At 71.8% G+C, this 24,985-nt stretch carries 27 protein-coding genes and 1 riboswitch; of the genes, 10 read left to right on the plus strand and 17 right to left on the minus strand.

Going from position 1 to position 24,985, the window contains the following annotated elements; all coding sequences use genetic code 11:
- Nucleotides 1–139: 139 nt before the first annotated feature.
- Both ACGFNI_RS30275 and ACGFNI_RS30280 read right to left on the minus strand, forming a co-directional pair.
- Nucleotides 140–1,126, minus strand: coding sequence for an asparaginase (locus ACGFNI_RS30275; RefSeq protein WP_393688037.1), 987 nt, complete (start codon nucleotides 1,124–1,126; stop codon nucleotides 140–142).
- A gap of 49 nt (nucleotides 1,127–1,175) precedes the next feature.
- A complete protein-coding gene (locus ACGFNI_RS30280) occupies nucleotides 1,176–1,823 on the minus strand; it encodes an ABC transporter substrate-binding protein (RefSeq protein ID WP_393688039.1) in 648 nt (215 codons plus the stop codon).
- A 175-nt stretch (nucleotides 1,824–1,998) separates the two neighbouring features.
- On the opposite strand from ACGFNI_RS30280, the gene dtd reads away from it, so the two are divergent.
- Entirely contained in the window at nucleotides 1,999–2,424 is a 426-nt protein-coding gene (gene dtd / locus ACGFNI_RS30285; protein ID WP_393688041.1) for a D-aminoacyl-tRNA deacylase, read from the plus strand.
- 27 nt (nucleotides 2,425–2,451) lie between these two features.
- Here the strand turns inward: dtd and ACGFNI_RS30290 are convergent, their stop codons facing one another.
- The 7 genes from ACGFNI_RS30290 to ACGFNI_RS30320 all read right to left on the minus strand — a co-directional run bounded on the left by ACGFNI_RS30290 (nucleotide 2,452) and on the right by ACGFNI_RS30320 (nucleotide 8,421).
- Nucleotides 2,452–3,417, minus strand: coding sequence for a YgfZ/GcvT domain-containing protein (locus tag ACGFNI_RS30290; RefSeq protein WP_393688043.1), 966 nt, complete (start codon nucleotides 3,415–3,417; stop codon nucleotides 2,452–2,454).
- A 25-nt stretch (nucleotides 3,418–3,442) separates the two neighbouring features.
- Nucleotides 3,443–3,880, minus strand: a complete 438-nt coding sequence (locus ACGFNI_RS30295; protein ID WP_393688044.1) for a Fur family transcriptional regulator — start codon at nucleotides 3,878–3,880, stop codon at nucleotides 3,443–3,445.
- Between the two features lie 38 nt (nucleotides 3,881–3,918).
- On the minus strand, nucleotides 3,919–4,926 hold the full coding sequence (locus ACGFNI_RS30300) for an ABC transporter substrate-binding protein (RefSeq protein WP_393688046.1): 1,008 nt from the start codon (nucleotides 4,924–4,926) through the stop codon (nucleotides 3,919–3,921).
- An 8-nt stretch (nucleotides 4,927–4,934) separates the two neighbouring features.
- Entirely contained in the window at nucleotides 4,935–5,744 is an 810-nt protein-coding gene (locus ACGFNI_RS30305; RefSeq protein WP_393688048.1) for an ABC transporter ATP-binding protein, read from the minus strand.
- On the minus strand, nucleotides 5,744–6,847 hold the full coding sequence (locus tag ACGFNI_RS30310) for a FecCD family ABC transporter permease (protein ID WP_393688050.1): 1,104 nt from the start codon (nucleotides 6,845–6,847) through the stop codon (nucleotides 5,744–5,746). The genes ACGFNI_RS30305 and ACGFNI_RS30310 overlap by 1 nt, the downstream gene beginning before the upstream one ends.
- 115 nt (nucleotides 6,848–6,962) lie before the next feature.
- Nucleotides 6,963–7,036, minus strand: a riboswitch (cobalamin riboswitch).
- A gap of 30 nt (nucleotides 7,037–7,066) precedes the next feature.
- Nucleotides 7,067–7,672 carry an FABP family protein gene (locus tag ACGFNI_RS30315; protein WP_393688052.1) on the minus strand — a complete coding sequence of 202 codons (606 nt, stop codon included), beginning with the start codon at nucleotides 7,670–7,672 and terminating at the stop codon, nucleotides 7,067–7,069.
- A gap of 272 nt (nucleotides 7,673–7,944) precedes the next feature.
- Complete coding sequence (locus tag ACGFNI_RS30320) at nucleotides 7,945–8,421, minus strand: MarR family winged helix-turn-helix transcriptional regulator (protein ID WP_393688054.1); 477 nt, start codon at nucleotides 8,419–8,421, stop codon at nucleotides 7,945–7,947.
- Nucleotides 8,422–8,507: 86 nt separating this feature from the next.
- On the opposite strand from ACGFNI_RS30320, the gene ACGFNI_RS30325 reads away from it, so the two are divergent.
- Both ACGFNI_RS30325 and ACGFNI_RS30330 read left to right on the plus strand, forming a co-directional pair.
- On the plus strand, nucleotides 8,508–9,317 hold the full coding sequence (locus ACGFNI_RS30325; RefSeq protein ID WP_393688056.1) for an alpha/beta fold hydrolase: 810 nt from the start codon (nucleotides 8,508–8,510) through the stop codon (nucleotides 9,315–9,317).
- A 37-nt stretch (nucleotides 9,318–9,354) separates the two neighbouring features.
- Nucleotides 9,355–9,720: a DsrE family protein gene (locus tag ACGFNI_RS30330; protein ID WP_393688057.1), complete on the plus strand. Its 366-nt coding sequence runs from the start codon at nucleotides 9,355–9,357 to the stop codon at nucleotides 9,718–9,720.
- Between the two features lie 15 nt (nucleotides 9,721–9,735).
- Here the strand turns inward: ACGFNI_RS30330 and ACGFNI_RS30335 are convergent, their stop codons facing one another.
- The 7 genes from ACGFNI_RS30335 to ACGFNI_RS30365 all read right to left on the minus strand — a co-directional run bounded on the left by ACGFNI_RS30335 (nucleotide 9,736) and on the right by ACGFNI_RS30365 (nucleotide 14,102).
- Nucleotides 9,736–10,020 carry a DUF3099 domain-containing protein gene (locus tag ACGFNI_RS30335; protein ID WP_393688059.1) on the minus strand — a complete coding sequence of 95 codons (285 nt, stop codon included), beginning with the start codon at nucleotides 10,018–10,020 and terminating at the stop codon, nucleotides 9,736–9,738.
- 165 nt (nucleotides 10,021–10,185) lie between these two features.
- Nucleotides 10,186–10,473: a DUF1416 domain-containing protein gene (locus ACGFNI_RS30340; protein WP_030085405.1), complete on the minus strand. Its 288-nt coding sequence runs from the start codon at nucleotides 10,471–10,473 to the stop codon at nucleotides 10,186–10,188.
- Nucleotides 10,474–10,521: 48 nt separating this feature from the next.
- Entirely contained in the window at nucleotides 10,522–11,361 is an 840-nt protein-coding gene (locus ACGFNI_RS30345) for a sulfurtransferase (RefSeq protein ID WP_393688061.1), read from the minus strand.
- A gap of 153 nt (nucleotides 11,362–11,514) precedes the next feature.
- Nucleotides 11,515–11,622 carry an Ms5788A family Cys-rich leader peptide gene (locus ACGFNI_RS30350; RefSeq protein ID WP_393688062.1) on the minus strand — a complete coding sequence of 36 codons (108 nt, stop codon included), beginning with the start codon at nucleotides 11,620–11,622 and terminating at the stop codon, nucleotides 11,515–11,517.
- Between the two features lie 201 nt (nucleotides 11,623–11,823).
- Nucleotides 11,824–12,525 (minus strand): DUF2993 domain-containing protein, encoded by a 702-nt coding sequence (locus tag ACGFNI_RS30355; protein WP_393688064.1) that lies wholly within the window; start codon nucleotides 12,523–12,525, stop codon nucleotides 11,824–11,826.
- 178 nt (nucleotides 12,526–12,703) lie between these two features.
- Nucleotides 12,704–13,846 (minus strand): hypothetical protein, encoded by a 1,143-nt coding sequence (locus ACGFNI_RS30360; protein ID WP_393688066.1) that lies wholly within the window; start codon nucleotides 13,844–13,846, stop codon nucleotides 12,704–12,706.
- Nucleotides 13,847–13,856: 10 nt separating this feature from the next.
- Nucleotides 13,857–14,102 carry a MoaD/ThiS family protein gene (locus ACGFNI_RS30365; RefSeq protein ID WP_393688330.1) on the minus strand — a complete coding sequence of 82 codons (246 nt, stop codon included), beginning with the start codon at nucleotides 14,100–14,102 and terminating at the stop codon, nucleotides 13,857–13,859.
- A gap of 195 nt (nucleotides 14,103–14,297) precedes the next feature.
- Here ACGFNI_RS30365 and ACGFNI_RS30370 point away from each other — a divergent pair, with 195 nt between their 5' ends.
- Nucleotides 14,298–16,031 (plus strand): ABC transporter ATP-binding protein, encoded by a 1,734-nt coding sequence (locus tag ACGFNI_RS30370; RefSeq protein ID WP_393688068.1) that lies wholly within the window; start codon nucleotides 14,298–14,300, stop codon nucleotides 16,029–16,031.
- Nucleotides 16,032–16,123: 92 nt separating this feature from the next.
- Nucleotides 16,124–18,034: an ABC transporter ATP-binding protein gene (locus tag ACGFNI_RS30375; RefSeq protein WP_393688332.1), complete on the plus strand. Its 1,911-nt coding sequence runs from the start codon at nucleotides 16,124–16,126 to the stop codon at nucleotides 18,032–18,034.
- A gap of 34 nt (nucleotides 18,035–18,068) precedes the next feature.
- Here the strand turns inward: ACGFNI_RS30375 and ACGFNI_RS30380 are convergent, their stop codons facing one another.
- Entirely contained in the window at nucleotides 18,069–18,956 is an 888-nt protein-coding gene (locus tag ACGFNI_RS30380) for an alpha/beta hydrolase family protein (protein WP_393688069.1), read from the minus strand.
- A 237-nt stretch (nucleotides 18,957–19,193) separates the two neighbouring features.
- Here ACGFNI_RS30380 and ACGFNI_RS30385 point away from each other — a divergent pair, with 237 nt between their 5' ends.
- The 5 genes from ACGFNI_RS30385 to ACGFNI_RS30405 all read left to right on the plus strand — a co-directional run bounded on the left by ACGFNI_RS30385 (nucleotide 19,194) and on the right by ACGFNI_RS30405 (nucleotide 24,981).
- The gene (locus tag ACGFNI_RS30385; RefSeq protein ID WP_393688071.1) at nucleotides 19,194–20,027 is read left to right on the plus strand and encodes a winged helix-turn-helix domain-containing protein; all 834 of its coding nucleotides are present in this window, start codon (nucleotides 19,194–19,196) and stop codon (nucleotides 20,025–20,027) included.
- Between the two features lie 161 nt (nucleotides 20,028–20,188).
- Nucleotides 20,189–21,214 carry a LacI family DNA-binding transcriptional regulator gene (locus tag ACGFNI_RS30390; RefSeq protein WP_393688073.1) on the plus strand — a complete coding sequence of 342 codons (1,026 nt, stop codon included), beginning with the start codon at nucleotides 20,189–20,191 and terminating at the stop codon, nucleotides 21,212–21,214.
- A 124-nt stretch (nucleotides 21,215–21,338) separates the two neighbouring features.
- Nucleotides 21,339–22,475, plus strand: coding sequence for a S1C family serine protease (locus ACGFNI_RS30395; RefSeq protein ID WP_393688075.1), 1,137 nt, complete (start codon nucleotides 21,339–21,341; stop codon nucleotides 22,473–22,475).
- 224 nt (nucleotides 22,476–22,699) lie between these two features.
- Complete coding sequence (locus ACGFNI_RS30400; RefSeq protein WP_393688077.1) at nucleotides 22,700–23,437, plus strand: response regulator transcription factor; 738 nt, start codon at nucleotides 22,700–22,702, stop codon at nucleotides 23,435–23,437.
- Complete coding sequence (locus ACGFNI_RS30405) at nucleotides 23,434–24,981, plus strand: sensor histidine kinase (protein ID WP_393688079.1); 1,548 nt, start codon at nucleotides 23,434–23,436, stop codon at nucleotides 24,979–24,981. Before ACGFNI_RS30400 ends, ACGFNI_RS30405 begins: the two co-directional genes overlap by 4 nt.
- Nucleotides 24,982–24,985 lie beyond the last annotated feature (4 nt).

Raw genomic sequence — 24,985 nt, forward strand, 5'->3', positions numbered from 1 at the left:
AGAGGCTGCCGGTGTTGGCACCTGTCGCTGCGGGGAGCGACCCGGTGCGGCCCCTCCGACCCACCCGGTCTCGTACGCGGCTGACCGCCGGTGGGCGCTCCCTGTCCTCGCCTCGCCCTTCGGGCCTCGTTGGCGTGGGTCAGAAGGCTGCTCGGATGGAGCCCACGCGGGTGCCGCCGCCCAGGAGGGGGGCGTCTTCTATGCGGGCCAGGACGTCGGATTCGACGTTCATCAGGCGCAGGGTGCGGGCCAGGATCGGGCCCAGGGTGCGGGTGGCGCCGTCGTCGACCTTGAAGGCGAGGGCGCGGCCGTCGGGCAGGGCCAGGGCCTGTACGGCTTCGGCGCCCATCTTCGACAGGACGCCGGGGAGTTCGCGCATCAGCCAGGTGTCGGGGCGGCGGGTGCCGGCCACGTACTCGGGGTGGGCGCGCATGGCGTCGGCGACGCGGCGTTCGGGGGTGCCGGGGGCGGCGGTGACGAAGTGGCGGAAGGCGCGGGCGAGGCCGGTGAGGGAGAGGGACATGAGGGGGGCGCCGCAGCCGTCCGTGCCGATGTGGGCGACGTCCTCGCCGCCTGCCGTGCGGACGCCTTCGAGTATCAGCTGCTGGAGCGGGTGGTCCTGGTCGAGGTACGAGTCGAGGGGCCAGCCGTTGCGGGCGCAGGCGGCCAGCATGGCGGTGTGCTTGCCGGAGCAGTTCATGGTGATCCGGTCGCGTACCTGGCCCGCCGCCAGGTAGTGCTCGGCCTCCTCCGGGTCGAGGGGGAGGTCGGGCGGGGTGCCGAGCTGGTCGGCGCGGAGGCCGAACTCGTCGAGCATGGTGCGGACGAGGTCGAGGTGGAAGGCTTCGCCCGAGTGGCTGGCTGCGGCCAGGGCCAGGCGCTCGTCGGCGAGGTCGAGGCCCGCGCGCAGGACCGCGGCGGCCTGCATCGGCTTGTTCGTCGAGCGGGGGAAGACCGGGGCGGTGACGTCACCGAGTGCCGTCTCGACGCTGCCGTCGGCGGCCAGCACGACCAGCGAGCCGCGGTGCCGTCCCTCGACGAAGCCGGAGCGGACGACCTCGGCGAGGACCGGGGACAGGGGGGTGTCTGCCGGGGTCGGCTCGGATATCGGGCGGGGCGAGGTCATCGGCGGCCTTCCGGGAAGTGATCCGCGGTCCCGGAGGCCGGTGGCCGGGTCAGGACAGCAGGTCGTCTACTTGCGCTTCGCCTTCACGGTACCTGCGGGTGATTTCGGTACTGCAATCGTCGGCCATGCGCTGGAGGGACTGGCGGCGGTGCGAGACCTGCTGTTCGTAGCGGACCAGGCGGGCCATGCCTTCTTGCAGCTCGGGGTCCGTGCGGGCGGTGAGGTCGGACAGTTCGACCTCACCCAGCATCTCGTCGGCGAGCCTGCGGTACTCCTCGCTGTGCGGCGGGCCGAGCGTGACGTGCCGGGCCGACGAGCGGTGGCTGGACGGTACGTCCGTGAGGATCTCCGGCAGGCGGTCGAGCAGTGGCGACAGCGGCCCTGTACGGCGGGCGGTCTCGGCGCGCAGGATGTCGATCCGGCCCTGGAGCAGCCGCCGCAGATAGCTGAGGTCGGCCTCCTCCTGCTGGGCGTCACGGCGCAGTACGCGCAGGTCAGGCAGGCTCTGGGCGGTCAGATCGGGCTGGACGACCGGCTGGAAGCGGTCGCGTTGCTGCGGTGGGCGGTGCGGTGCCCGGCCTGCCTGGAGCATGGGGCCCTCCTTGGTGCGGCCGGGCTCAGCGGGAGCCGTTGCCGTGGTCGTCGAACGGGCGGGTGGTACGGGGCCGGGAATCCGACCGGCGCCGGCAGTGCTCATGAATCGTTCCGTCCCCTCGTCCGGTGCGGCATCCAGGGCATGTTGTCCATGAAACGCACCACGTGCACGCATCGTGCCACTCTGGGCGGTCCGTATGCAGGGCCATGACACCCGAACGGCCCTCGGATGGGTACGGGTGTCCGAAGGCCGGGCGGGGCGGTGCATGATGGCGCGTATGCGAGCTGTGGTGCAGAGAGTCGACGGCGCGTCCGTCGTCGTGGACGGGGAAACGGTCGGCGAGATCGTCGGCGAGGGGCTGTGCGTGCTGGTCGGCGTCACGCACGAGGACACCGGGGAGAAGGCGGCGCAGCTGGCCAGGAAACTCTGGTCGGTGCGCATTCTGCAGGGCGAGAAGTCCTGCTCGGACACGTCGGCGCCGCTGTTGGTGATCAGCCAGTTCACTCTCTACGGTGACGCGCGCAAGGGGCGCAGGCCCACCTGGAACGCGGCGGCACCCGGGCCGGTCGCCGAGCCGCTGGTCGACGAGGTCGTCGCGCAGCTGCGGGCGCTGGGTGCGCGGGTGGAGACCGGCAGGTTCGGCGCCGACATGAAGGTGTCGATGACGAATGACGGGCCGTTCACGGTGTTGGTGGAGGTCTAGGGCCCGGCCCGCCGGTCTCCGGTGCGGCTACGGCGCTACGACGACCTCTTGGGCGGCTGCGGTGCCGGCGGCGCTGAGCTGGGCGTCCAGCGGGACGTTGCGCTTGACCAGGGCGAGGGCGATCGGGCCCAGCTCGTGGTGGCGGGCGGATGTGGTGATGAAGCCGAGCTGGCGGCCTTCCTCGCCGTCCGCCGCGAGCCGTACGGGGGTGCCGTGCGGCGGCAGGTGGACCTCGCTGCCGTCCAGGTGCAGGAAGACCAGGCGGCGCGGCGGCTTGCCGAGGTTGTGGACCCGGGCGACGGTCTCCTGGCCGCGGTAGCAGCCCTTCTGGAGGTGCACGGCGGTGCCGATCCAGCCCAGCTCGTGCGGGATGGTGCGGTGGTCGGTCTCCAGGCCGAGCCGCGGGCGGTGCGCCTCGACGCGCAGCGCCTCCAGGGCCAGGACGCCGATGGCCGGGCCGTGGGCGGCGGCGAAGGTCTCCAGCTCGGCGCGGGGCAGGAAGAGGTCGCGGCCGTGCGGGGTTTCGCGGACGACGGCGTTCTGCGGCACCTCGGTGATCGAGCCGGCCGGGAGGTGCACCACGGCGGTCTCGGCGGTGCGGTCGGCGACCTCGACGCGGTAGAAGAACTTCATGCTCTCCAGGTAGGCGATCAGCGCCTCCTGGGTGTCGGGTTCGACATGCATCCAGGTCGTCTCGCCGTCGTCGACGAGGTAGAGCGCGTGCTCGATGTGGCCGTGCGAGGAGAGGATCAGGGCCTCGGTGGCCCGGCCGGGCGGGAGTTCGCTGACGTGCTGGGTGAGGAGCAGGTGCAGCCAGCTCAGCCGCTCGGTGCCGGTGACCGCGACGACGCCGCGGTGCGAGAGGTCCACGAAGCCGGCACCGTCCGCCAGCGCGCGTTGCTCCCGGAACAGATCGCCGTAGTGCGCGGCGACGCCTTCGTCGGGGGCCTCGGCGGGGACGGCGCCGGGCAGCGACAGCAGGGAACTCTTCATGCTGTCAGCCTACGGCCCGGCTGTCTCAGGAGTCGGTGCGGGCGGCCTTGGCCGTGCAGCCGCGGCAGCGGCCGAAGATGGCGAAGTGCTTCATGTCCGTCTCGAAGCCGAACTGTTCGCGCAGCTGGGAACGGAACGGCTCGGCCACCGACAGGTCCGCCTCGATGACGTCCGTGCAGTCCCGGCACACCAGGTGCATGTGGTGGTGCCGGTCGGCGAGGTGGTACGTCGGGGAGCCGTGCCCGAGGTGTGCGTGGCTGACCAGGCCCAGCTCTTCGAGCAGCTCCAGGGTCCGGTAGACCGTGGAGATGTTGACGCTGCCCGCGGTCTTGCGGACCTCGGTGAGGATGTCGTCGGGGGTGGCGTGCTCCAGCCTGTCCACAGCCTCCAGGACGAGCTGGCGCTGGGGGGTCAGGCGGTAGCCGCGCCTGCGGAGGTCGCTCTGCCAGTCGGTGGTCACCACGCCCCCAGTGTAGGAGGGCGCGGCGCCGGGGCGGGGCGTCAGTCGGTGTGGACCGTCCGGAGGTAGCGGGCGAGTGCGGTGACGGCGGCGGGGTTGCGGGGGCTTTCGACCAGGTCGGCGTAGTCGAGGACGAAGATCCGGTGGTTCTTGACGGCCGAGACGTCGGCCAGCGGCGGGTAGGAGAGCAGGAATTTCTTCTTCTGCGCGGCGGACGGCGTGCCGTAGTCGTTGATCACGATGACGTCGGGGTCGCGCTCGACGACGGTCTCCCAGCCGACGGTGGTCCAGGAGTCCTTGACGTCCTTGGTGAGGTTGTCGCCGCCCGCCTTGGTGATGATGTCGTCCGGTGCCGCGAAGGCGCCGGCGGTCATCGGCTTGTCCTGGCCGCTGTCGTAGAGGAAGACGGATGGCCGGTGGCCGCCCTTGGGGATCTTGGCGCGGACGTCGGCTATCTGCCGGCGGTAGTCCTTGATCAGCTTCGTGGCGCGGTCCTCGACGTGGAAGATCTTCCCGAGGTTCTCCAGGTCGGTGTAGAGCGCTTCCAGGGGCGGCATCACGCCGCGGGAGCTGCCGGAGCCGCCGTTGCGGCAGGACTCGGTCAGGACGTAACTGCCGATGCCGAGCTTCTTGAGGGAGGCGGGGGTGAGGTCGTCGCCCTCGCCGAAGCCGTAGCTCCAGCCCGCGAAGACGAGGTCGGCCTTGGCGTCCAGGGCGATCTCCTTGGTGATCGCCTTCTTGGACAGCCACGGGACCTTGTCGTAGGCGTCCCGCCAGGCGACCTTGTCGAGGTCGCCCTTGTAGGTGGGCATCACGTAGCCGGCCATGTGGTTCTCCAGGCCGAGCGCGAACATCAGGTCGGCGATGTTCACGTCGTTGGTGACGACCCGCAAAGGCGCTCTGTCGAAGGTCAGCGGCTTTCCGCAGTTCTTGACGGTGACCGGGTAGCCGGCCGCTTTCGCCGGGGTGTCGTCGTGGGCGATCTGTGCGCCGCAGCCCGTGAGGGACAGCGCGAGGACGGAGAGCAGGGCGGCGGTACGGCGGGGCATGACGATCCTCAGGAGGCGGGCGCGGAGGCGGAAGGGGCGGGGGTCGCGGGGGCCGGCAGCCGGTCGAACAGGAGCTGCACGGCGCCGGATTCGGGGTGCCGTACGCGGTGGGCGCGGACCGCGAAGACCTCGGCGAGCAGGTCGGGGGTCAGCACGTCGTGCGGCGGCCCTGATGCGACGATCCGGCCGCCGTCGATGACGTACAGCTCGTCGCAGTGCACGGCGGCGAGGTTGAGGTCGTGCAGCGCGGCGAGCACCGTCAGCCGGCTGTCGCGGACCAGCGCGAGCACCTCCAACTGCTGGGCGATGTCCAGGTGGTTGGTGGGTTCGTCGAGCACCAGGACCTGCGGTTCCTGGGCGAGCGCGCGGGCGATCAGCACCCGCTGCTTCTCGCCGCCCGACAGGCTGAGGAAGCCGCGGCCCGCCAGGTGCGCGGCGCCGACCCGGTCCAGGGCCCGCGCGCAGATCCCGGTGTCGGTGGCGTCGGCCCGTCCGGAGCCGTGCTGGTGGGGCAGCCGGCCCATCGCGACGACCTCGGAGACCGTGAAGTCGAAGGTGCCGCTCGACTCCTGGGGCAGCGCGGCCAGGCGCCTGGCGCCTTCCTTGGCGGTCATGGCGTGCAGGTCGTCACCGTCCAGGCGGACGCTGCCTGCCGCCGGGCGCAGCGCGCGGTAGACGCAGCGCAGCAGGGTGGACTTGCCGCTGCCGTTCGGGCCGACGAGGCCGATCAGCCGGCCGCTGCCCGCCGTCAGCGCGACGTCGTGGACGAGCCGCTGCCCGGCGATCTCGACCGCCAGGTTCTCGATGTCGATCCGCATCAGGCGCCGCCTCCGAAGCTGTAGCCGCGCCGCCGCATCAGCAGCACGAAGCAGGGCACGCCGATCACCGCGGTGAGCACCCCGACGGGCAGTTCGACGGGGGCCAGCAGCACCCGCGAGAGGATGTCCACCCACACCAGCAGGATGGCGCCCAGCAGCGGGGCGACGGCCAGGACCTTGCGGTGGTCGGAGCCGACCAGGATGCGGGTGATGTGCGGCACCATCAGGCCGACGAAGCCGATCGCGCCGCTGACCGCGACCACCGCGCCGGTCACCGCCGCCGCGACGACGAACAGTTCGCGGCGCAGCCGGGCGGCGTCCACCCCGAGGGCGGCGGCGGTCTCGTCGCCCATGGCCAGCGCGTTCAGCCGGCCGGCCGAGAGCAGCAGGTAGGCCAGTGCGGCGGCCACCGCGAGGGCGGCGACGGGGAGGGACGCCCAGCCGGCTCCGCTCAGGCTGCCGAGCAGCCACATCATGGCCGAGCGCGCCGCCTCGCCGCGGTCGGCGGAGAACACCATCAGGGTGGTGATGGCGGAGAAGCCGTAGTACATCGCGGTGCCGGTCAGGACCAGCCGGAGCGGGGTGAGGCCGTGCGCGGTGCGGGCCGCGGCGTACACCAGGATCATGGCGAGCAGCGCGCAGACGAAGGCGGAGGCGGACAGCGCCCAGACGCCCAGCGCACCGGCCGCGCCGAAGATCAGGACGGCGTTGGCGCCGACGGCGGCGCCGGACGAGATGCCGAGGACGAACGGGTCGGCGAGCGCGTTGCGGACCAGCGCCTGGACGGCGACGCCGATGGCGGACAGTCCTGCGCCCACGATGGCGGCCAACAGGGCGCGGGGGAAGCGCAGTTCCCACACGATGGTGTAGCGGGAGACCTCGTCGGGGGAGAGGGTGCCGCCGGTCAGTCCGGCGCCGAGGTAGTGCAGCACCTCGCCCCAGCCGAGTCCGGACGCGCCGAGGCCGACGCCGCACAGCACGGAGCCGGCCAGCACTACGGCGGCCACGGCGATCAGGGGCGGTACGGGTATCCGGCGCGGGTGCGCACCGGGCCCGTCGGGCGGGCTCGGTGCGCGGGGCGCGGCCTGGGTGGTCGGTGCCACGGGCGGTCCGCCTTCGGCTCGGGCCGTCCTAGGGATGGAGGCACGGCCCGGAGCGGGTGGCACCGGTGGCGTCCCCTCGCAGTCCACGGCGAGTTGTCAGGATCGGCGCCGCCGCGGGTGATCGGGCTTGCGGAAGGGTGGTTCCGCTTACCGTTGCGGGTCAGCGCCGGATTCTCACCGGACTTCCCCCGCGGGGCGCGTTGTGCTGGGTGGTACGGATCAGCCCTGGTAGGGCGTGCCGTCCGCGTTGAAGAACGACACTCCGTCCGGGGTGTCTTCCGGCAGGCTCTCCGCCCACTCCTTGAGGTCGGCGACCTTCTTCAGGTGCGCGGACATGTAGGGGCGCAGCGGCATGTCGGGGGTGGCCTTCTCGCCGACCCACATCAGGTCGCTGTTGACGTAGCCGTAGAGCCGCTTGCCGCCGCTGTACGGCCCGGCAGCCGCGGTACGGGCCACCGCGTCGGTCGCCAGGTCGATCTGCGGCTTCTGGTCGGCCAGCTCGCCGTACCAGACCTCGACGATGCCCTGGTCGCGGATCATCACGACCTCGACCTTGCGGTCCTTGTCGATGCGCCAGTAGCCGCTCTCGGTCTCCAGCGGGCGGACCTTCTTGCCCTCGCCGTCGAGCACCCAGCTGTGCGAGGTGTACTCGATGAAGTCGCGGCCGTCGTGGGTGAAGGTGGCTTCCTGGCCGAAGTTGCACTTCTCGGTGCCGGGGCCACCGTCTGCGTCGAACAGTTCCGCGACACCCGCGCCTTCCCAGTTGCCCAGGAGGAAGGCCAGGGGGACGAGGGCCGGATTCAGGTCGGACGGGATCTCGATCATGAGCTCAGGCGATCTGTAGAGGATTCAGGAGACGGTCAGGAGCGGTTCAGCGCTGGCCCTGGTACAGCTTCTTCCAGGTCAGACCGGCGAAGGCGATCACGCCGACGCCGACGAGGACGAGCAGGGTGGTGAAGACTGCCTCAAGCACGAGCGCGCTCCTTGGACGGAGTGAGGTGATACGGACCGGGTCCGAGTCTAGTCGTCGCCGTTCGGGGTGGCGCTGTGAGGTTCCCCGCCCGCCGCCGGGCCAGGGGACGGGCCGCCGTTCCGCGTCAGTTCACGTCGACGTCGTCGAAGAGGTCCAGCATCCGGGCGAGGACGCGGAGGCAGGCGGTGACGTCGGCGTCGGTGAGGTCGCCTTCGATCTGGCGCAGCAGGGCGCGCTCGCGGGTGGTGACGGCGGTGATGGCCGCCCGGCCCCGGCCGGTCAGTTGGATGAGCGGGGAGCGCTGGTGGGCGGGGTTCGGACGGGTCTCGACGAGGTCGCGGGCCACGGCGTCGTTGACCATGCGCTGGACGAATTGGCGGCTCAGGGCCTGGGCGCGGCCCATCTGCGGGACGGTGAGGGGGCCGTGCTCGCGGAGCAGGTCGAGGACGGCGCGGATGCCGACGGAGAGCCCTTGGCCAGGCGCGTCCGTTTCCACCTTGCGCTGCACGCGCCGGTAGAGCGGTCCGACCAGGGCGAACACCTCGGTGAGCCGGTCGGCGACGGCGTCGGGCGGGAGGGGCGGGTCCTCGTGGTCGGTCACCCGGCCATGGTGACACCTGGGTTGCCATGTCGGCGATAGTGACAACTTGGTTGTCAAAGTCCGTGTGTCATGGCACCTTGATGGCCATGACTGACGCCTCCGACCTCTTCACGTTCGCGTCCGACGACGGGCACCTCGCCTACCGCGACACCGGCAGCGGCCCGCCCGTGGTGCTGCTGCACAGCGGCTTCGCCGACCACACGGTGTGGGACGACCAGGTGCCGGTCCTCGCGGAGCGCTACCGGGTGATCGCGCCGGACGCCCGCGGGCACGGCGGATCCGCCAACGCGAGCCGCCCGTTCCGCCCCGCCGACGACCTCGCCGCGCTGCTGCGCCACCTCGGCACAGGACCCGCGACCCTCGTCGGCCTGTCGATGGGCGCGATCACCGCCGTCGACACCGCGCTGGAACACCCCGGTCTCGTCCGGGCGTTGGTGATCAGCGGCGGCGGCGTGCTCGACGGTCCCGTCAACGACCCGCGGTCCGACGACGCCCTGGCCGCAGGCGACATCGAGCGCTGGCTCGACAACATCGCGGACTGGGTGGCGGGCCCGCACCGCACACGCGAGGAGGTCGACCCCGGCATCGTGCGGCGGATCCGGGAGGCGAGCGCCAGGACCGTCGCCAAGCACACCGTCGACGAGCCGGACCACTACATACCGGTGCGGGACGCGGCGGCCCGCGCGGCCGGCATCGCCGTGCCGCTCCTCGCCGTCAACGGCGCCCTCGACGCGCCCGGTCTCCTCGCCATGACCGAAAGCCTCGCCTGCGGCGTCGCCGACGGCCGCACCGTGACCATCGAAGGCGTGGGCCACTACCCCAACATGGAGCGCCCTGACGCCTTCAACCGCGCGGTCGACGAGTTCCTGGAGACGGTGTACGCAGGGGAGCGGTGAGCTGCCGGGGCCGCCACAGGTCTTCTAGGGTGGCCCCATGGCGAAGAAGCTCGTGATCAAGGTGACGGCGGGCGCCGATGCGCCCGAGCGGTGCTCGCAGGCGTTCACGGTGGCGGCGGTGGCGGTGGCCAGCGGCGTCGAGGTGTCCCTGTGGCTGACGGGGGAAGCGGCGTGGTTCGCGCTGCCGGGCCGGGCGGCGGAGTTCGAGCTGCCGCACGCGGCACCGCTGCCCGAGCTGATCGACGGCATCCTCGCGGGCGGCGGCGCGATCACCCTGTGCACGCAGTGCGCGGCGCGCCGCGGCATCGAGCAGAAGGACCTCATCGAGGGCGCCGGGATCGCCGGTTCGCAGTTCTTCGTCAGCGAGATCATGCCGGACGGCGTGCAGGCGCTGGTCTACTGAGCCGCCCGCCCGCGGCTACTTCGAGTGCCGGTCGTCCCGGTCGTCCAGCTCGCGCCACCAGCGGTCGGACTCCGGGTCGCCGGACTCGTCCCACCAGCGCTCCTGCGGGCCCCGCCGGTTGCCGACGATCGCCGCGACCGGCGGGATCACCATCGCCACCAGGCACATCACCACAGCCGCCGTGACCGACCACAGCCGCACCACGCTCCAGGCCAGGATGAAGAGCGTGAGGCAGACGCCCATCATCGTGAAGTACCAGCGATGACGGCGTTGTGGGGGCAGCCAACGAGGCGCGTGCATAAGTCCACGGTAAGTCCGCCCGCCGCCGGAAAGAAGTCCGGACGGCGGGCGCCTGGCAAGCGCGGAGGGCCGCACCCCGCGCAAGGCGTCCAAACCCCGGGGTGCGGCCCTCCGGCCGTACGTTCCGCGGCGGCGGAGCCGGGCGCGGACCGTTCCATGATGCCGTCAGACGGCGATGGCGACCTCCGCCAGGCCACCCTGCTGGGCGACGACGGTGCGGTCGGCGGTGCCGCCGGGGACGAGGGCGCGCAGCGTCCAGGTGCCCTCGGCCGCGTAGAAGCGGAACTGCCCGGTCGCGGAGGTCGGGACCTCGGCGGTGAACTCGCCGGTGCTGTCCAGGAGACGGACGTAGCCGGTGACGGGCTCGCCGTCGCGGGTCACGCTGCCCTGGATCGTGGTCTCACCGGGCTTGATGGTCGAGGCGTCGGGGCCGCCGGCCTGTGCTCCACACATATGACGTACTTCCTTGAGGGGTTTCGAAGGAGGGCGCTGGCGCGCGGGTTACTTGGCGGCGCCGAGCTCGATCGGGACGCCGACGAGCGAGCCGTACTCGGTCCAGGAGCCGTCGTAGTTCTTGACGTTGGCCTGGCCCAGCAGCTCGTGCAGCACGAACCAGGTGAGCGCGGAACGCTCACCGATGCGGCAGTAGGCGATGGTGTCCTTGGCCAGGTCGACACCCTCGTCCTCGTACAGGGCCTTCAGTTCCTCGTCGGACTTGAAGGTGCCGTCGTCGTTGGCGTTCTTCGACCACGGGATGTTGCGGGCGCCGGTGATGTGGCCGGGGCGCTGCGACTGCTCCTGCGGGAGGTGCGCCGGCGCGAGCAGCTTGCCGCTGAACTCGTCGGGGGAGCGCACGTCGACGAGGTTCTTGTTGCCGATGGCGGCGACGGCGTCGTCACGGAAGGCGCGGATGGAGGTGTCCTGGGCCTTCGCCCGGTACTGGGTCACGGCGCGCTGCGGGACCTCGGCGACCAGGTCGCGGGAGTCCAGCTCCCACTTCTTGCGACCGCCGTCGAGCAGCTTCACGCTGTCGTGGCCGTAGAGCTTGAAGTACCAGTAGGCGTAGGACGCGAACCAGTTGTTGTTGCCGCCGTAGAGGATGACGGTGTCGTCGTTGGCGATGCCCTTCCCGGACAGCAGCTTCTCGAAGCCGGCCTGGTCGACGAAGTCGCGGCGGACCGGGTCCTGGAGGTCCTTCTGCCAGTCGATCCGGACGGCGTTCGTGATGTGGTTCTTCTCGTACGCGGAGGTGTCCTCGTCGACCTCGACGATGACCACCTTCGGGTCGTTGAGGTGGGCCTCGACCCAGTCGGCGTCCACCAGAACGTCACTACGGCTCATGTTCTTCCTCCGGGGCAGTTACGGGGGGTGATTGCGGTCGTGCACGCGGTTGTGCCGGGTGTGCGCGGCGGACTGCTGCGCGCGGCGCTGCGCGGGGGAGGTGCGGAAGGGCCGGCCCCGGAAGTCCGGGCGGCGGGACGGGTGCGGGGCCCGTCAGACAGGGCGACAGAGCATGGCGGCGACGCGGCACAGATCAACTGCCCGCCGCTTCGTGAGGTTCGCCTGTCCCCGGAAACGGAGACCGCTCAATGCGCTCTGCATGCTGCCGATCGTAGGGACGCACACCGGGGCCTGTCACCGGTGTGTCGGATGATGAGACGTGATTGTCCGTGATCCGAGACGACAAACGCCGCCCGGCCGTGTGTGACGGGTGCCGGGCGGCGCTGCGCGGGTGGGGGGTCGGCTTACGGAACGCGATGTCTCAGCGATTGGACGGTGTGGGGGCGGCCAACCGGAACGGCGTCAGCCGGGGAGCTTGACGTCCTTGCCGGATGCGGAGATCGAGATGCCGCCCGACCCCGCGGTGACCTTGTCCAGCTTCAGGTTGCCCGGCAGCTGGTCCAGCTTCCACTCGTGGTCGGTCTGGCCGCGGACCTTGTCCGTGCAGCCGGGGATCGCCCCGCACATGGCCGGGATCCGGTCGGCGCGCAGCCGCAGCGTGTCGCCGCCGGAGACCGAGATCGTGCCGGTCACCTCCAGCGAGCTGAGCAGCGGGATGCTCGGCGAGATCTTGACCTGGCTGTGGCCGTCCTTCTGGCCGCCGTAGCTCACCTTGACGTTCGCGCCTGACGCCTTGGTCAGGTCCGCGTACGAGATCTTGGCGGTGCCGGTGGCGCTCGCGGCGTTCTCGATCGAGGAGAAGTCGCTGGACAGGGCCACGTCGTGGAAGGTCGCGCTGAGCTTGTCGATGCGCAGCGTGTGCCCCTCGGCGTTGGCCTCGATGCCGTCCAGCTCGGCGTGGACCTCGTCCAGGCTGCGGCCCGCCACCTGGGTCAGGAACGGAAAGCCCTCGATGGAGACGGTCGGGGCGGCCGAGAGCCCCTGACTGCTGCGGATCTTGTCCGCGGCCTTGTCCTCGGCGATGTTCACCGCGACCCGGTCGGCGGCCACGAAAAGACCGCCGATGACGATGACGATGACCAGTAGCCACCTGAGTGCACGCATCGAACCACTACCCCCACACCTGGCCGGATGCCGGCCGCTTCGCTTCTGTCCGTACGGCAGGGCCCCCTCGCCCACGCCGCACGGCGAGCCTAAACGAGAGCGTGCCGCCACCGACCTGAACGGCCGCCGGAGGCGCGGGTACGCGCTCCGGCGGCCGTTCGTGCGGCGCCCGTTCCGGCTAGCCCAGGGCGTCGCCCAGGAAGTAGACGGCGGGGGCGGCGAGCGCCAGCGGCAGGGCGACGCCTGCCGTCAGGTGGACGAAGCGGGACGGGTAGTCGTAGCTGGCCACCCGCAGGCCGATCAGGGCGCAGGCGCCGGCCGCCAGGCCCAGCAGGGCACCGGCCGTGTCCAGTCCGCCCAGCTGTCCCACGCCGTAGCCCGCGCCCGCCGCGGCGAGCAGCGCCAGGACCAGGGTCGCGGCGGACGGCAGCGGCAGCGCGCGGACGAGCGCGGCCACCGCGACCGCGGCGGCGCCGGCCGTCACCGCGTCCGCCTGGGCCGCGAGCTGGCCCGACGCGAGCACCGCGAGGGCGGTGGCGGTCAGCCCGGCGGTCAGCGCGGACATCCGCTCGTCGGCGCTGCTGCGGTTGCGGAGCTGGAGCACGAGGACGAACAGGCACCACACGCCGAGCGTGGCGATGGCGACGAGGGGGGCGCTGCCGTGGTCGGTGACCAGCAGCGCGACGTCGGTCGTGACCCCCGCGAGGAAGGCCAGCGCGATGCCCTGGCGGGCGGGCCACATGCCGTTCAGCCGGAACCAGCCCGCGGCCGTGACCGCCTGGAGCAGCACCACGGGCACGCACAGCGCCGGCTGTCCCAGCGGTGCGGCGAGCGCGAGCAGCAGGGCGAGGACGGCGGTCAGCGCGGCCGGCTGGATACCGGGCGGGATGATCGGCGACCGGCCCTCGGCGCGGGCCCGCTGGTTCGGCGCGAGCGGCGCGGCGGGCGCCGGGGCGGCGGCCTCGGGCGCGGGCGCGACGGGTGCGGCGGGTGCGGCGGGCGGGTGCGCCGCCTGCGCGGCGTACGCCTGCTGGTCGTACGTCTGCGTGCCGTACGCCGCCTGGTCGTGCGGCTGCTGCCCGTACTGCTGCTGCCCGTACTGCGGCTGTGCGTGCGGGTGCTGCTGCTGCCCGTACTGCTGCTGTGGCTGCCCGTACTGCGGTGGTGCGTACGGCTGTTGCTGCTGTGGCTGGTGTTCGTATGCGGGTTGGCCGTAGGGGTCCTGCCCGTGCGGGGGCGGGTCGTACGGGGCCTGGGTGCCGTACTGCTGGTCGGTGTACGGCTGCTGCCCGTACGGGTTCCGGGGCTGCTGGTCGCTCATGGTCGTGTCCTCACCCTCCCGCGAACGGCGGCAGGACCTCGACCGTGCCGCCCTGGGCCAGCGGCACGTCCGCGTGGCTGCGGCTGCCGACCGGATTGCCGTCCACCAGGAACGAGCAGCGCAGCAGGACGCGGGCGAACTCAGGTTCCGCGGCGTGCGCGGCGCGTGCCGCGTCCAGCGCCTCGGCGAGCGTCGCCGCCGCGTAGGGCTCCTCGGCCGTGCCCGCGGCGGCCTTGGCGGCTGCCCAGTAGCGCACGGTGCCAGTTGTTGTCACGGCGGCCTCTTCGTTGTGTGCGTCGTTTACGTCGTGATGTGTGGTGATGCGTCGTCCATGATGGCGCACGCCGTGGCCGGTCCGGCTCGGGCAAGTTCTGGCAAAGGCTCCCGGGGCCGTCCTGCACGTCTTCGGATATTCGATTGCCGCGGGCAATCGTTCGCATAGGGTCGAAAGGTGTTGGTCCGACTCGCGTGGGCGCATTTGCGGCCCCACAGGCGCTCGATATCCCTGATCGTCCTCCTCCAGCTCGTACAGACGCTGGCCACCCTCTATCTGCCCACCCTGAACGCCGACATCATCGACAACGGCGTCGTCAAGGGGGACACCGGCTACATCTTCGGCACCGGCGGCTTCATGATCGCCGTGACCCTGCTGCAGATCCTGTGCGCCATCGGCGCCGTCTACTTCGGCGCGCGGACGGCCATGGCGCTGGGCCGTGACATCCGGGCCGCGGTGTTCGACCGGGTGCAGTCCTTCTCGGCCAGGGAAATGGGCACGTTCGGCGCCCCCTCGCTGATCACCCGCACCACCAATGACGTCCAGCAGGTCCAGATGCTGGTCCTGATGACGTTCACGATGATGGTCTCGGCGCCGATCATGTGCGTCGGCGGCGTCGTCATGGCGCTCAATCAGGACGTGCCGCTCTCCGGCCTCCTCCTGATCATCGTCCCGGTGCTCGGGATCCTCGTCTCGCTGATCGTGCGCCGGATGCGTCCGATCTTCCGCGGGGTGCAGGAGCGGATCGACACCGTCAACCGCGTGCTGCGCGAGCAGATCACCGGCATCCGCGTGATCCGCGCCTTCGTGCGCGACCGGCACGAGCAGGAGCGGTTCGCCGAGGCCAACACCGACCTGTACGACGTGTCGGTGCGGGCCGGGCGGCTGATGTCGACGATGTTCCCGCTCGTCATGCTGGTCGTGAACCTCTCCAGCGTGGCCGTGGTCTGGTTCGGCGGGCACCGGATCGACAGCGGGGCCATGCAGATCGGCGCGCTGACCGCGTTCCTCAGCTACCTGATGTACATCCTCATGTCGATCATGATGGCGACGTTCATGGTGATGATGCTGCCGCGCGCCGAGGTCTGCGCCGAGCGCATCCAGGAAGTGCTGGCGACGGACACCAGCGTCACGCCGCCGCAGAACCCGGTCACCGCCCTGCGCACCCGCGGTGAACTGGAGCTGCGCAACGTCGAGTTCCGCTTCCCCGGCGCCGAACAGCCGGTGCTCAAGGACATCTCGCTCGTCGCACGCCCCGGCGAGACCACCGCCGTCATCGGCTCCACAGGCAGCGGCAAGTCCACCCTGGTCGGGCTCGTGCCCCGCCTCTTCGACGCGACCGGCGGCGAGGTCCTGGTCGACGGCGAGGACGTCCGCACCCTCGACGAGGAGACGCTGGCCGGCGCCATCGGCCTGGTCCCGCAGAAGCCGTACCTCTTCTCCGGGACCGTCGCGAGCAACCTGCGCTACGGCAATCCGGACGCCACCGACGAAGAGCTGTGGCACGCGCTGGAGATCGCGCAGGCACGCGACTTCGTCGAGCGCATGGAAGGCCGCCTGGAGGCGCCCGTCGCCCAGGGCGGCGGCAATGTCTCCGGCGGTCAGCGGCAGCGGCTCGCCATCGCCCGCGCGCTGGTGCGCAAGCCGGAGATCTACCTCTTCGACGACTCCTTCTCGGCGCTCGACTACGCGACGGACGCGGCGCTGCGGGCCGCGCTGTCCCGGGAGACCGACCGGGCGACCGTCGTCATCGTCGCGCAGCGGGTCGCCACGATCCGCGGCGCCGACCGGATCGTCGTCCTGGACGAGGGCCGGATCGTCGGCACCGGTACCCACACCGAGCTGATGGCGGAGAACGAAACCTATCGGGAGATCGTGCTCTCCCAGCTCACCGAGCAGGAGGCGGCGTGACCACCCCGGACAAGGGAACGGCCTCCCGTACCGAGACCCCAGTTGCGGCGGCGCCGCGCCGTGGCCCGGCGCCCGCGGCGGGACCTGGCCGGATGATGGGCGGGCCGCCGGAGAAGTCGATGGACTTCAAGCGCTCCGGCCTGCGGCTGCTGTCGCAGATGCGGCCCGAGCGCGGCATCATGTCCGTCGCGATGGCGCTGGGCGTGGTGAGCGTGGCGCTGAACGTCCTGGGGCCCAAGGTGCTCGGGCACGCCACGGACCTGGTTATCTCCGGGCTCATCGGCCGCAAGCTGCCGGCCGGTCTCACCAAGGAGCAGGCCGCCGCGCAGTTGCGGGCGCACGGCCAGGGCGGGCTCGCCGACATGGTCGGCGCGATGCCGGTGGTCCCCGGCCACGGCATCGACTTCGGCGCGATCGGCACGGTACTCCTCGGCGTCACGCTGATCTACGTGTTCGCCGCGCTCTTCGGCTTCCTCCAGGCCAGGATCGCCACCCGCGTCGTGCAGCGCGCCGTCTTCCGGATGCGCGAGCAGGTCGAGGAGAAGCTGTCCCGGCTGCCGCTGAGCTACTTCGACACGCAGCAGCGCGGCGAGGTGCTCTCCCGGGCGACCAACGACATCGACAACATCCAGCAGACGCTCCAGCAGACCCTGAGCCAGATCCTGGCCTCGCTGCTGACCATCGTCGGCGTGCTCGCCATGATGTTCTGGATCACGCCGCTGCTGGCGGTGGTCGCGCTGCTCACGGTGCCGGTTTCGGTGGTCGTCGCGGCGAAGATCGGCAAGCGGGCGCAGCCGCAGTTCGTCCAGCAGTGGAAGACGACGGGCAAGCTCAACGCGCACATCGAGGAGATGTACACCGGCCATGCGCTGGTGAAGGTCTTCGGACGGCAGCGGGAGGCCGCGGCGCTGTTCCGCGAGCAGAACGACGCGCTGCACGCCGCCGGCTTCAAGGCGCAGTTCATCTCCGGCATCATCCAGCCCGCGATGATGTTCATCGGCAACATCAACTATGTGCTGGTCGCGGTCGTCGGCGGGCTGCGGGTCGCCGCCGGTGCCCTGTCGATCGGTGACGTGCAGGCGTTCATCCAGTACTCGCGGCAGTTCAGCCAGCCGCTCACCCAGGTCGCCTCGATGGCCAACCTCGTGCAGTCAGGCGTCGCGTCGGCCGAACGGGTCTTCGAACTCCTCGACGCCGACGAGCAGCAGCCCGACACCCGGCCGCCAGGCGCCCGCGCGGACGCGGTGCGCGCCGACGGCAGGGTCGCCTTCGAGAAGGTGTCCTTCCGCTACGAGCCGGACAAGCCGCTCATCGACGACCTGTCGCTGTCCGTCCAGCCAGGACAGACCGTCGCCATCGTCGGCCCGACCGGCGCGGGCAAGACCACCCTCGTCAACCTCCTGATGCGGTTCTACGAGGTCAGCGGCGGGCGGATCACCCTCGACGGCACCGACATCGCCGAGCTGCCGCGGGAGGAACTGCGCGCCCAGATCGGCATGGTCCTCCAGGACACCTGGCTGTTCGGCGGCACCATCGCCGAGAACATCGCGTACGGCGCCCCCGAGGGCACGCCGTTCGAGAAGGTCGTCGAGGCGGCGAAGGCCACCCACGTCGACCGCTTCGTGCGGACCCTCCCCGACGGCTACGACAGCGTCATCGACGACGAGGGCGGCAATGTATCGGTCGGCGAGAAGCAGCTGATCACCATCGCCCGCGCGTTCCTCGCCGAGCCCGCGATCCTGGTGCTCGACGAGGCCACCAGCTCGGTCGACACCCGCACCGAGGTGCTCATCCAGCACGCCATGGCCCAGCTCCGCACGGGGCGCACCAGTTTCGTCATCGCGCACCGCCTGTCGACCATCCGCGACGCCGACCTGATCCTGGTGATGGAGTCCGGCGCCATCGTCGAACAGGGCAGCCACGACGCCCTGTTGGCGGCCGACGGGGCGTATGCCCGGCTGTACGCGGCGCAGTTCGCCGAGGCGGTGGCGGAAACGGAGTGACGGCCGGCGCCGGGGCGGTGGCCGCCGCCCCGGCTCAGCCCGTGGCCGTGCCGGGCGGCCGTTCGGTGAGCCAGTCCCCGATCCGGCCGAGCAGCCCGGCGTCGGCCGCGTTCTCCGCGTGGCCGAAGCCCGGCTCGATCCACAGGTCGGTGGCGGCCGGGTCGGCGGCGGCCATCAGCATGCGGGGGTGGTCGAGGGGGAAGTACGGGTCGCGGGTGCCGTGCACGATCAGCAGGGGGGTCGGCGCGATCAGCGGGGCGGCGTCGGTGGGGGAGAGCGGCACCGGGTTCCAGTCATCGGGGTGGATCCGGGTGCGCAGGCCGAGCCGGGAGACCAGGCGTCCGGTGGGCCGGGTGACGACCCAGTGGAGGCGGCGCATCGACGGAGTGCCCCGGTAGTACCAGCGCGCGGGGGCGCTCACCGCGACGACCGCATCGGCGTGTGCGTCCGTGCGCCCCCTGCGCTCCCCGGGGCGGTGCAGCGCCGCGTGCCGCAGGACGACGGAACCGCCCATCGAGAAGCCGACGGTGGCGACCCGGCGGTGCCCGAGCGAGCGGGCCCAGCGGACAGCGGCGGCCAGGTCACCGACCTCCCGGTCGCCGAGGGTGGAGTGTCCGCCGGAGCCGCCGTGGCCCCGGAAGGAGAACGTGACGACGGCGGCCCGCTCACGGAAGGCGGCGGCGGCGCGGCGCAGCGCCGGCCGGTCGAGCGCTCCGGTGAAGCCGTGCGCCAGGACGATCGCGAGGTCCTCCGGGCGACCGTCGGTCCCACCGTTCTGACCAGCGGGAACGCCGGGTGTTCTGGGTTCGTACGCGGCCTCGATGCGTACGCCGTCGTCGGTCAGCAGCGCCGCGCGGCGGCCACGCGACGTGATCGAAGGAACACAGGAACGTTCAAGATCGGCCTCGGGTCCGGACGTCATGTGAGTTATTCTGCTGGGCATGAAGGATCCGGGCAGCGTTGCCCCCGGATCCTTTTGTGCTTTCGGGCAGGCCCCCGAGCGTGGCCGAAAGCACCGTTCGAAGCAGTGCCGCAGACTCCCCCGGCCGAGGCCGGGTGGTGCCCCCGTCGCAGGGACCGAGGAGGAACCAGACGTCATGGGCGAGCGAAGCGAGCAGTACCGAAGCAAACGGGCCGGGTATCGGGCAGGTGGTCGGAAGTGAGTTCCCTCCTGCTGCTGACCAACGCACTTCAGCCGTCGACGGAGGTGCTGCCCGCGCTCGGCCTGTTGCTGCACGGCGTGCGGGTGGCCCCGGCCGAGGGCCCGGCCCTCATCGACACCCCTGGAGCCGACGTCATACTGATCGACGGCCGCCGCGACCTGCCGCAGGTGCGGTCGCTGTGCCAGCTGCTGCGGTCCACGGGCCCCGGCTGTCCGTTGATCCTGGTCGTCACCGAGGGGGGGCTTGCGGCCGTCACCGCCGACTGGGGTGTCGACGACGTCCTGCTGGACACGGCGGGCCCGGCGGAGGTCGAGGCCCGGCTGCGGCTGGCCATGGGGCGCCAGCAGATCACCACCGACGACAGCCCCATGGAGATCCGTAACGGCGACCTGTCGGTGGACGAGGCCACCTACAGCGCCAAGCTCAAGGGCCGGGTCCTGGACCTGACCTTCAAGGAGTTCGAGCTGCTGAAGTACCTGGCGCAGCACCCGGGCCGGGTGTTCACGCGGGCCCAGCTCCTCCAAGAGGTCTGGGGCTACGACTACTTCGGCGGCACCAGGACCGTCGACGTGCACGTCAGGCGGCTGCGCGCGAAGCTCGGCCCCGAGCACGAGTCGCTGATCGGCACCGTCCGCAACGTCGGCTACCGCTTCGTGACCCCGGAGAAGGTCGAGCGCGCGGCGGCCGAGGCGAAGGCGAAGGAGAAGGCGAAGGCGAAGGCCGGGGAGCGGGCCGCGGGCCCGGCGGCGGACGGCGCACGGGAGCAGGCGGCCCGGAGCGAGCCGGCCGCCGCCAGGGAAGCGGCCGGGAGCCGGTCCGCCAGGAGGTGAACGCGCGGAGATGACGGGGCCGGTGCGGCCGGCGGTGGCCCGGAAGGGCCCGCCGCCGCCCGGCCCGCCCGGAGGCGCGCGATCGGGCGGTGCGGAAGCCGCACGATCCGGTCCGTGAACTGCTGGTAGCAGCCTGGCACCACCCGCGTAGACTGCCGCGCGTGGCCAAGGTGACGCGGGATGATGTGGCAAGGCTGGCGGGTACCTCGACCGCCGTCGTCAGTTACGTCATCAACAACGGACCGAGGCCGGTCGCCCCGGCCACCCGCGAGCGGGTCCTCGCCGCGATCAAGGAACTCGGCTACCGGCCGGACCGGGTCGCGCAGGCGATGGCGTCCCGCCGCACCGACCTCATAGGTCTGATCGTCCCGGACGCCAGGCAGCCGTTCTTCGCGGAGATGGCGCACGCCGTCGAACAGGCCGCCGCCGAGCGCGGAAAGATGGTCCTGGTCGGCAATGCCAACTATCTGGATGAGCGTGAGGTGCACTACCTCCGCGCGTTCCTCGGGATGCGGGTCTCCGGGCTGATCCTGATCAGCCAGGGCCCCAGCGAGCACGCCGCCGCCGAGATCGACGCCTGGGACGCCCGGGTGGTGCTGCTGCACCGCAGGCCGGATGCCATCGACGACGTCGCCGTCATGACGGACGACATCTGGGGCGCGCAGCTGGCCACCCGGCACCTGCTGGAGCACGGCCACCCGTACGTCGCCTTCCTCGGCGGTACGGAGGCCACGCCCAAGTCGGGCGACCCGGTCACCGACCATGTCGAAGGCTGGCGGCGGGCCATGCAGGAGTCGGGGAAGTCGCTGGAGGGGCGCTACTTCCAGGCGCCGTACAACCGCTACGACGCCTACCGGGTCGCGCTGGAGCTGCTGGCGGGCCCCGACCGGCCGCCGGCCCTGATGTGCGCGACCGACGACCAGGCGATCGGGGTGCTGCGGGCCGCCCGGGAGCTGCGTATCGACGTGCCGGGCGAGCTGGCCGTCGCGGGATTCGACGACGTGAAGGAAGCCGGGCTGACCGACCCGCCGCTGACCACCGTGGCGTCCGACCGCCAGGCGATGGCGCGGGCCGCCGTCGACCTCGTGCTGGACGACGGGCTGCGGGTGGTGGGGTCGCGCCGCGAGCGGCTGCGGCAGTTCCCCTCGCGTCTGGTGGTGCGCAGGTCCTGCGGCTGCGGGGGCTGATCTCCCGCGGGCCGTCGCGGTCCGGAGTGGAAGCGAGGGTTCCTTATACCGGGCATACCCACTTCTGTCGGGTCTCTCAGGACACTCTCAGACCGTTCTCATGGACCGCTCGCAGAGTAGTCACATGACCGAGAGCTACCGCCGCAGCGGTGACGAGATGCCCCAGGACCGGCCGTACGGTTACGGCTACGAGCCCCGTCAGGGCGGCGAGCAGGCATTCCCGCCGCCGCCCCCGTACGCGCCGGCCGGCCAGGCCGGTGCCGGTGACGGCAGTGGCGCGGCAGGTCACGGCGGCGGGGACGGTGGCGACGGTGCGTACGCCGGGTTCGCGGGTGCGGATCCGCGGCGGCCCGAGCCGGAGGCGGCGCCGCGGCGCAGGGCCCGTCGGCCGGTCGCGCTGATCGCGGCGGTGGCGCTGGCCTCCGGTCTCATCGGCGGCGGCAGCGCGGCGCTGCTGGCGGGCAAGGCCGGGCACAACGGATCCACCGTCTCCACGCCGCTGGTCAACGCGGGCCAGACCACCAGCGGCGTCGCGGGAGTGGCGAAGGCGGTCAGCCCGGCGATAGTCGAGATCCAGGCGCGGTCGGCCGAGGGCGAGTCCACCGGTTCCGGTGTGGTCGTCACCAGCAAGGGCGAGATCGTCACCAACAACCACGTGGTGTCCGGCGCCCGCGTCGTGACCGTCACCTTCAGCGACGGCAGCCGGAAGGTCGCCGACGTGGTGGGCACCGACCCCGACAAGGACCTGGCGCTGATCAAGGTCAGGGGCGCCAAGGGCCTGACCGCCGCGAGCCTCGGCGACTCCGGCAAGGTCGCGGTCGGCGACCAGGTCGTGGCGATCGGCTCGCCCGAGGGCCTGACGGGTTCGGTCACCAGCGGCATCGTCTCCGCACTCAACCGTGACGTCACCGTCCCCAAGAGCGAGAGCCAGGGGCAGCGGGGCCAGGGCCAGGGCGGCGGCGACGAGTGGCCGTTCGAGTTCGGCGGCAACCAGTACAACGGCGACACCGGCTCGTCCAAGACCTCGTACAAGGCCATCCAGACCGACGCCTCGCTCAACCCCGGCAACTCCGGCGGCGCGCTGATCAACATGCAGGGGCAGATCATCGGCATCAACTCCGCGATGTACGCGCCGAGTTCGGCGGCCAGCAGCACGGCGGGCAGCGTCGGCCTCGGCTTCGCCATCCCGATCAACACCGTCAAGGCCGACCTCGACGGGCTGCGCGGCGGCGGCAGCGGCGGCAGCAACAGCGGGATCTGAGCCCCGCCGGCGAGCCGCCGGCCGCACCATCCCCGTACGACCAGGAGGCCACCGTGCCCCACAAGATCACCGTTCCGGTCCACCGTGCGCGCCGTGCGCTGGCTGCGGCCATCGCCCGGTGCGCGGGCGGCGCACACCGCGGCACCGTGCAAGGCTGAGGGCAGGCCCAGCACCTGTGTCTGAGCCGGCCTTCGTCCGTACCGCACCCCGAGGTAGTCACACACATGAGTCCCGCCGAGCACGGTGATCAGCCCGCCCGCATCCTGATCGTCGACGACGAGCCAGCGGTCCGCGAGGCGTTGCAGCGCTCGCTCGCCTTCGAGGGATACGGCACCGAGCAGGCCGTCGACGGCCTCGACGCGGTCGAGAAGGTCGCCGCCTACGACCCCGAACTGATCGTGCTCGACGTGCTGATGCCCCGGATGGACGGGCTGACCGCCGCCCGCAGGCTGCGCGCGAGCGGGGTGACCGTGCCGATCCTGATGCTCACCGCGCGCGACACCGTCGGCGACCGGGTCACCGGGCTCGACGCGGGTGCCGACGACTACCTGGTCAAACCGTTCGAGCTGGACGAACTGCTCGCCCGTATCCGCGCGTTGCTGCGCCGCAGCTCGTACGCGGCAGCCGCGGGCGCGCCGCCCGAGGAGGGCGACACGCTGTCCTTCGGCGACCTGCGGATGGATCTGGCGACCCGCGAGGTGACCCGGGGGAGCCGGGCGGTCGAGCTGACCCGCACCGAGTTCACCCTCCTTGAGATGTTCCTCGCGCACCCCCGCCAGGTCCTCACCCGCGAGCAGATCCTCAAGGCGGTCTGGGGCTTCGACTTCGAGCCGACGTCCAACTCGCTCGACGTCTACGTGATGTACCTGCGCCGCAAGACGGAGGCGGGCGGCGAGCCGCGCCTCGTGCACACCGTGCGCGGCGTCGGCTATGTGCTGCGGGCGGACGGCGGCGCGGAATGAGCACCCCGCACGACCCGCACACTCCGGGCGAGCCAGGTCAGGGCGAGCACGGGCCCGACGGCGGCTCCACGGCCGCCCCCGCCCCTGCTCCCGCCCCCGGCATCATCGACCGGGCCGTCCGCCGCTACCGGCTGCTGCCGCTGCGCTCGCGGCTGGCGATGCTCACCGCCGTCGCGGTCGCCGTCGCGGTCGCCCTGTCGGCCGCCGCCTGCTGGCTGATCACCCGCGACCGGCTCACCGAACAGCTCGACACGTCGCTGCGCAGCGTCGACGTCGGCCAGGACTATGTCCAGGCGCTGAAGTTCTCCTGCTCGGGCACGGCTGAGGGCCGGGTGACTTTCCAGCCGACGCCGTACACCATCCAGCTGGTATCGACATCGGGCGACGTCTGCACCTCGCCGGCGAAGGACGTGATCCCCGCCCAGCGGGCCGACGTCGCGGTCGCCGACGGCCGGCTGGTCGGCACGGTGCACACCACCCGCTCCGCCAACGGCACCGAGATGCGGGTGTCGACGGTGCGCTACCCGGGGCCGATCACCGACGCGCGCGGCAACCGGCTGGCGATTTCCGTCGCCGCGCCCATGGACCAGGTCACCCAGCCGCTCAACCAGCTCGCGCTGGTGCTGCTGATCGTCGCCGGGGTCGGCGTGCTGGGCGCGGCCACCGCGGGCCTCTGGGTCGCGCGGGCCGGCCTCAAACCCGTCGACCGGCTGACCGAGGCCGTCGAACACGTCGCGCGCACCGAGGACTTGACCATCCGCATCCCCGCGGACGGCGAGGACGAGATCGCCAGGCTCTCGCGCTCCTTCAACTCCATGACGGCCGCGCTCGCCGCCTCCCGCGAACTCCAGCGGCAGCTGATCGCGGACGCGGGCCACGAACTGCGTACCCCGCTGACCTCGCTGCGGATGAACATCGACCTGCTGGTGCGCAGCGAGCGGTCCGGGCGGCAGATCCCGGCCGCCGACAAGGAGGCGCTGCTCGGCTCGGTCAAGGCGCAGATGGGGGAGCTGGCGGCGCTGATCGGCGACCTCCAGGAACTGTCCCGCACGCCCGACGCGGGCCCCGGCAGCGCGGGCTCCGTGCGGGTCGTGGCGCTGCACGAGACCGTGGGCACGGCGCTGGAGCGGGCCAGGCTGCGCGGCCCTTCGCTGACCGTGACGGCTTCGCTCGACCCCTGGTACGTGCGCGCGGAACCGGCGGCCCTGGAGCGCGCGGTGGTCAACCTGCTCGACAACGCGGTGAAGTTCAGCCCCGCGGGCGGCACCGTCGAGGTCCGTCTCGCGGCGGGCGAACTGACCGTACGCGACCACGGTCCCGGCATCGCGGATGACGAACTGCCGCACGTCTTCGCGCGGTTCTGGCGCTCCCCGTCCGCCCGCAGCCTGCCGGGCAGCGGCCTCGGCCTGTCGATCGTGGCCCGCACGGCGGAGCAGGCGGGCGGCGGCGTCCTGCTGCGCGCCGCACCGGGCGGCGGCACCGAAGCGGTCCTCACCCTTCCGGGGGCCCCGGCGCCGCCGCCCGATCTGCCGGGGGAGTCGTAGACCG

This window comes from Streptomyces sp. NPDC048644 (genome assembly GCF_043199105.1).
Taxonomy (GTDB): Bacteria; Actinomycetota; Actinomycetes; order Streptomycetales; family Streptomycetaceae; genus Streptomyces.